General features: G+C 57.8%; 5 protein-coding genes and 1 tRNA gene. 2 read left to right on the forward strand and 4 right to left on the reverse strand.

All coding sequences use genetic code 11. The annotated features are described in order from the left end of the window. The 4 genes from C5O24_RS09710 to C5O24_RS09725 all read right to left on the reverse strand — a co-directional run. On the reverse strand, positions 1-1362 hold a 1362-nt coding region (locus C5O24_RS09710), incomplete at its 3' end, for a THUMP domain-containing class I SAM-dependent RNA methyltransferase (RefSeq protein WP_107681762.1). A gap of 186 nt (positions 1363-1548) precedes the next feature. Beyond that, the gene (locus C5O24_RS09715; protein ID WP_370364835.1) at positions 1549-2490 is read right to left on the reverse strand and encodes a serine O-acetyltransferase; all 942 of its coding nucleotides are present in this window, start codon (positions 2488-2490) and stop codon (positions 1549-1551) included. 147 nt (positions 2491-2637) lie between these two features. Next, positions 2638-2714, reverse strand: a tRNA-Asn gene (locus C5O24_RS09720). A gap of 193 nt (positions 2715-2907) precedes the next feature. Next, positions 2908-4746, reverse strand: coding sequence for an alpha-1,3-galactosidase-related protein (locus C5O24_RS09725; RefSeq protein ID WP_406627020.1), 1839 nt, complete (start codon positions 4744-4746; stop codon positions 2908-2910). A 211-nt stretch (positions 4747-4957) separates the two neighbouring features. Between C5O24_RS09725 and C5O24_RS09730 the strand changes: the two genes are divergently transcribed. Then, the gene (locus C5O24_RS09730) at positions 4958-6625 is read left to right on the forward strand and encodes a S41 family peptidase (protein WP_107034954.1); all 1668 of its coding nucleotides are present in this window, start codon (positions 4958-4960) and stop codon (positions 6623-6625) included. Then, a partial coding sequence (locus tag C5O24_RS09735; RefSeq protein ID WP_133165522.1) for a hypothetical protein occupies positions 6622-6905 on the forward strand: 284 nt, incomplete at its 3' end. The genes C5O24_RS09730 and C5O24_RS09735, both read left to right, overlap by 4 nt.

A 6905-nucleotide genomic window follows, 5' to 3' on the forward strand; every position in this document is an offset into this window, starting at 1 on the left:
TTCTGGCTGTCGCTGGTGTTTGGCGTGTCCGGTGTTTCCGGAATGCCGTCTCTGTTTGGGGGCATAGCGGTCCGACTTAGTCCGCCGTTCTTTGCCTCCGAAGCCTTTGCGCCGGGCTTCGGAGCGCCATTCGTCATCGCTCATGCGTCGCGGACCTTTGCGCTCACGCTTGTTCTCGCGTGTGGCGTCGTCGGCGTCTTTTGAGTGGCGTATGGAGCCGCCCTGACGGCGGAACGAGTTGTAGTCGCCGTCAAATATCACGTATTCGCGGAGCTGGCATTCGAGAGCGCCGTTAAACACCTCCTCTTTCACCGACGGCGATAGTCCGATGGCGTTGAAATGCTCTTCGCGCAGGGCTATGATCCATGCGTGATAGCCGGTAAACACATGTTTGAGCGCAGAGCCGATCTCGCGGTATAGCCGATCCATGTCGTCGGTGACGATGCGCTCGCCGTAAGGCGGGTTGGTCACGAGTATGCCGTCGGCCGGAGCTTCGGTCCAGTCCTTGATGGCCTTTACCTCCAGATCTATATATCGGCCTACTCCGGCCTGCTTGATGTTGGCGCGCGCTATGGCTATCGCTTTGGGCGAGATGTCGGCGCCTATGATGCGGCACGACGGCTCGCGTTCCGACGATTCGTCGTTGTAGATGCTGTCGAATAGGTCGGCGTCGAAATCGGGCCACGCCTCAAACGCGAAACGCTTGCGGTAGATGCCCGGCATGATGCCGGCGGCGATCATGGCGCCTTCGATCAGGAAAGTGCCCGATCCGCACATCGGATCGACAAGAGGGCAGTCGCCGCGCCATCCGCTTTTGAGAATGATGCCGGCGGCAAGCACTTCGTTGATCGGGGCTTCGGTCTGCTCCACGCGGTAGCCGCGTTTATGGAGCGATTCGCCCGATGAGTCGAGCGACAGTGTGACGCGTTCGCCCGATATGTGGACGTTGATGAGCACGTCGGCGTCCTGCAGTCTTACGCCGGGGCGTTTGTCGGGGCCGAAACGGTCCTTGAAATAGTCGACTATGGCGTCCTTCACACGGTAGGTGACGAAGCGCGAGTGAGTGAACTCGTCGGAATAGGCCGTGGTGTCGATGGCAAAGGTCTTGTCGAGCGACAGCACTTTGGTCCAGTCAAATTCCTTGACCATGGAATAGAGCGTGTCGGGATCGGAAGCCGTGAACTTGTATATGGGCTTGAGTATGCGCAGCGCTGTGCGGCAGCACATGTTGGCGCGGTAGAGCATGGCGAGGTCGCCCTCGAACGATACCATGCGGCGTCCGGGTTCGACATTCTTGGCGCCGAGGCCGCGAAGCTCTTCGGCAAGCACTTCTTCAAGACCCTTGAAGGTCTTGGCCACCATTTCAAACTCTCTGCATTCGTCGGTTGAGTACATAATGTCAGATGGGGTGTGTCGGTTGTTTGGATTGGATGTGACGTTGCGTGCTGCGGCATAGCGGAGCCGTCGGGCTGTATGGCCGCAGTCGTGGTGCAAAGTTAGCGATTCCGCTTCATCTGTCAAAGAAAAGCGTGTCGGATTATTATCCGATTATTCTGCGGGGAGTCGCACGATATTGGTGGGGGAGGATTGCACGAGTCGTTCGCCGGGAGCTACATCGAAGGTCACCCACAGGTTGCCGCCGATCACGGCGCCGTCGCCTATGGTTATACGGCCGAGTATCGTGGTATTGGCGTAGATCACCACATCGCGCCCTACTGTCGGATGGCGCGGCACTCCTTTGACGGGATTGTTGTCGGCGTCGCGTGCAAACGATCGTGCGCCGAGCGTCACACCCTGATAGATCTTCACGTTTTCGCCTATTATCGATGTGGCGCCGACCACCACTCCTGTGCCGTGGTCTATCATCAGTCCCGGGCCTATTGTTGCGCCTGGGTGCAGGTCGATCCCTGTCTCGCTGTGGGCAAGCTCGCTGATCATGCGTGGGATCACCGGCACTCCGAGCTTATGAAGCGCGTGGGCTATGCGGTGGCAGGTGAGTGCGCGCAGTCCGGGATAGCTGAATATCACCTCTTCGGTGGAGTTGGCCGCTGGATCGCCGCGATAGGTGGCCTCGGCGTCGGCTGCCAGAAGAGTGCGCATGTGGGGCAGCTGCTCTATGAACTGCATGGTGAGACGTTCGGCGCGCGCGGCGGTTTCCTTCATGTCAGGCGGTGTGCCGCATTCGGTTTCGAAGCATAGGCCGGCGGTGATCTGGCGGGAGAGTATGCTGCGCAGCTGATCTACCGCTATGCCTATATGGTAGAGCAGATTGTCGCGTCTCACCTGGCTGTTGGCGTAGAAGCCGGGGAAGAACAGATGGCGGCACAGCTCGACGATACGGCGTGTGTCGTCGTGGTTGGGCAGTGGCTCTCCCTGCAGTCGTGTGTGGCACACTCCCGGAAGTGTTTCGGCGGCTGCCAGACTGCTTACGGTCGTGCCGATCATGTCGGCCGTGTCGTGATCTTTTGTGATGGGTTGCTGTCTGCTCATGTTGCTGTTGTGTGGAGGGATGGTTGACTGTGGGTTAACGGCTGCGGCGGCAGAAATGTTCTCATTCGGGGTGGGATGCCGTGGAAATAAAAAAACTCCCGATACATCACGCACCAGGAGTGTCCCAATTCTTGCTTTTTCTATCTTTGGCGCTTCAGGATGGGCTTGAACCAACGACCCCCTGATTAACAGTCAGGTGCTCTAACCAACTGAGCTATTGAAGCATTATGTTTTAGTCCCAAAGGAATTGTGCTGCAAAATTACGTCGTTTGGATGAAATATGCAAGCATTGGAGCGTATTTTATCAAAAAAAATCACATCCGGTTGTTTTTGAGGATATTGAAAAATCCCTGTGCCGACAAATTTAGACAATCTCTAAGCGGTGTCGGCACAGGGATTTGTGTGTTGTGCGTCGGATTATTCAACTATCATCGACAGTGTCGACGGGGCGGAGTTGTCGGTTATTTCCACTGATCGGCAGTGTTGCAGTTTTATTGCAAACCGGTTGTGGTGGAAAGGCGCGTAGTCGGCATTGTGGGTTATAGTGTTGCGGCGGAAAATGAGTCCGTCGGTCGATTTGGCGTAGAGCAGAGGGGCGTCGAATGTGTCGAATGTGTTGTCCTCGATCACGATGCCGGGATAGCTCTTGCCTCCGTGGAAATATCCTTTCTGATCCTGAAGCCGATGGATCTCGGGGTAGATTGATATGACGGCCTCCGTAAACTGATATAGGCTCGTGAGGGCGTTGATAAACCGGTTGTTGCGGATGGTGACGTCGCGGCAGGCTCCGGTTTCATACCACCCCATGCAGTCGCCGCATAGAAGTATGGCGGTGCCCGATGTGTGGTCGAAGAGGTTGCGCTCGGCCACTACGCGGCGCGGAGTGGAGAATAGACTGCCGCGGGCGCGGTTGTTGCGCACGGTGTTGTCGGCGAAAGTCACGCTCGGGCTCCATGTCAGGTTCTCCAGGCCGAATCGTCCGCCGGCGGCGGTGATAGCGGTGTCTATGTCGGTGGTGAAGGTGATGTCAAAATCCTTGACGCCGGCGATATCCGGTGTGTCGGCCGGTCGGATCGAGGCTATGACGAGCGGATTGCCGTAGGGTTCCATCACAGGTGCGTCGATGGGTTGCACGGTGTCGCCCGGCTCGCCCCATCGGAATCCGTAGCTCTGGCCGTGCATATAGCGTGCGCGGAGCGTGCGCGCTCCCTCGCGGCCTACGACTTTGAGATATGTGCCGTGTACGTTGATGGCGTCATCCATCATGCCTTCATAGAGGCCTCCGGTGGAACTGATATGACCTTTGCACCCCGAGAAGTGGGTGGCGTCGGCCTGAGTGGTGAAGTAGCGCGGATCGCTGTCGCCGCGCAGTGCCACCTCAAAGCCTTCAAGCGTTATGTCGCGGCACATCTGTGCGAGCAGTCCCATGCCCTGGGCGTAATGCACTTTGACGTTGGAAATGCGGATGTCGGTGCAGTCGGCCAGAAATATTCCCGGTGTGGGGCGGGCCCATGAGCGCATTGCCACAATCATGCCGGGAAGCATGGCCCGGTTGCGCCATCGGGGAGCGAAATAGCGGCGCGGTCCGGTCGGGACCACACTGTCGAGCGGCAGATACAGGTCGGCCGTGCGATACACTACGCGTCGGGTCTCCGGCTCGAAAGCTATCCCGCTGCGCTGGCGTTCGGTCCATCCTTCGCCGGTGGTGAAGAATCCGTTTTTGTCGTGCCCGGCTTTTACCCACGGAGCTACCTCGAACTCTATGCCGGTGGAGTCCGATTTCACTATGGTGGCCTGCGCTATGTGGGGATTCTCGAAGTCGATATGGAAGTCGCGCAGAGTCACGTGGGTCGAACCGCTGACGGCTACAGGGAGCATCGTGCCGTGGAATATGAAGTCGGCGCCGTTGCCGTCGATAAGCAGGCTGTCGATCCCCTCGATCCAGAATGCCACCTGCTTTGGATTGGTCTGGTCGTGGTTGGATATATACAGCTCTTTGGCGTGACTCCCTTTAGGATGAAAACTGTACCGTCCAGGGGCGAATTTCAGCGTGACGGCTCCCTTGCCCTTGTAGCGGCGGCTGATGTCGGCAAGCGCTTTGGTCAGTCGCGGCGACATGTTGCCGCGCGTGTCGGGGCGCAGTCCGTATGATGTCATGTCGACAATGGTTTCGGCTCCGGCTGTGGCCGTGGCTATGGCGGTCGCTATGGTCAGGGCTGCCATGCGGCGCGCTAATTGTTTCAGTCTGATTTTCATCCGATGGTGTTGTGTTTGGTGTATATGATGCAAAAATAAGCATAGTCGGCGAAATCTGAAAGACTTACCGGCGGGTTTTTCTGAAAATCCGGCTAATTATAGCCATGATCACGGAGTTATGAAAAATTAAACCGGAGGGTTTGCGAGAGTGTTGTAATTGTTGTAATTTCGCTCTTCGATTTTGAAATCAACCACATAACCACCTTCCACGATGAAGAAACTGCTTCAAGTAGTGACGATAGTGATCGCTGCGACGATCTGTGCGGCCGCCGGCACCCGCAGCAAGAAAAACAGCATAAGCCGCAACCTCGATATTTTCAGCTCGGTGTTCAAGGAGATGCAGACATTCTATGTCGACACCATCGACGCCGACAAGGCGGTGACTACCGCCATCAACGCCATGCTGGCCGAACTCGATCCCTATACGGTGTATATGCCCAAGAACGAAACCGAGGAATTCCGATCAATGAGCACCGGAGAGTTCGGCGGGATCGGATCGTATATCATGCAGCGCAACGGCAATGTGTATATATCCGGCCCACATCGCGACACTCCGGCATTCCGCGCCGGACTGCGCCACGGCGATCTGATCGTGGCCATCGACGGTGATACGATGCTCGGAAAGACACACACCGAGGTTTCGGCACGGCTCAAAGGTGATCCGGGCACGAAGCTTCACGTCAGTCTGCGGCGTCCCTACGCGGGAGCTGATTCGGTGATCGAGGTGGATATGGTCAGGGAGAAGATACGCATACCCTCGGTGCCCTATTTCGGAATGCTTCAGGGCGACGACAAGGTGGGCTACATAAGTCTTACATCATACTCCGAAACTACCGGCGACGAGGTGCGCAAGGCGCTCTCTTCGCTGCTCGACGACGGCGCACGCTCCATAGTGCTTGATCTGCGCGGCAATCCGGGCGGGTTGGTCGAAAGCGCAGTGAAGGTGGTCGGCAATTTCGTGCCGAAGGGCACGGAAGTGCTCCGTACTCGCGGCCGAGGAGTCCTCAATGAGAAGGTCTACAAGACCACCGGCGCCGCACTCGACACCAAAGTGCCGCTGGCCATACTCATTGACGGCGAGAGCGCTTCGGCAGCCGAGATCACTGCCGGAGCGCTGCAGGATCTCGACCGTGCGGTCGTGGTCGGCGACAGGTCGTATGGCAAGGGACTTGTGCAGATCACGCGCGACATCCCCTACGAGGGATCGCTGAAGGTGACAATGGCCCGATACTATATCCCCTCCGGACGGCTCATACAGGCCATCGACTACAGTCACCGTGACGAAGAGGGACGCGTCACGCGCATCCCCGACAGCCTTACCAACGAGTTCCGCACGTCCGGCGGCCGGATAGTGCGCGACGGCGGTGGTATCACTCCCGATGTCAAGGTGGACTATCCCGAGGCAAGTCGTCTGACCTACAATATTGTCAGCGGTTTCTGGGCGTTTGATTTCGCCAACAGATATTATGCCGAGCATCCCGATGAGATGCCCGATGTATCCACGTTCACCATCACCGACTCGGTATATGAGGATTTCAAGCGGTCGATTGATCCCGAACGGTTCCGCTACGACCGCGTCTGCGAGATGATGCTCGACCGGCTGCGCCAGGCTGCCAAAATCGAGGGTTATGAGGGCGATTCCCTCAACGCACAGTTTGCCGTGCTCGAAAAGATGCTCAAGCACTCGCTTTCGGCCGATCTCGATACCCACCGCAAGGCCATAGAGCCGCTTCTTGTGCGTGAGATAGTGGAACGCTACTGTCAGGAGCCGGGACGCATAGCTTCCAGCCTGCGCTTCGATCCCGGGATCGACAGTGTACGCAGTGTGCTCGCCACCCCCGGACGGGTAGAGGAGATCCTTAAGCCGGCCGGAAAATGAGCGGAATCGCCGATCTGTGCGCGCGGTTTATGACCGCCGAGCGCTCAAAGGCGCTGAAGGCGGCGCTGGCCGCTTCCGATGAGGCTCATGTCTATGGCCTCGCAGGCTCGGCTCCGGCCATGATGCTCGCCGCAATGCCGGCGCGCAAGCATCCGGTCATGGTGGTGGGCGACTCGCTCGACGACGCGGGATATCTCTACCACGACCTGTCGCGCATACTGGGCGATGATGCGGTGCTTATGTTCCCCTCGGCCTACAAGCGTTCGATCAAGTACGGACA

The organism is Paramuribaculum intestinale, from assembly GCF_003024925.1.
Lineage (GTDB): Bacteria > Bacteroidota > Bacteroidia > Bacteroidales > Muribaculaceae > Paramuribaculum > Paramuribaculum intestinale.

Coding starts and splice junctions, on each gene's coding strand:
- C5O24_RS09715 (WP_370364835.1), bottom strand. CDS start 2,490: ATGAGCAGACAGCAACCCATCACAAAAGATCACGACACGGCCGACATG.
- C5O24_RS09725 (WP_406627020.1), bottom strand. CDS start 4,746: ATGAAAATCAGACTGAAACAATTAGCGCGCCGCATGGCAGCCCTGACC.
- C5O24_RS09730 (WP_107034954.1), top strand. CDS start 4,958: ATGAAGAAACTGCTTCAAGTAGTGACGATAGTGATCGCTGCGACGATC.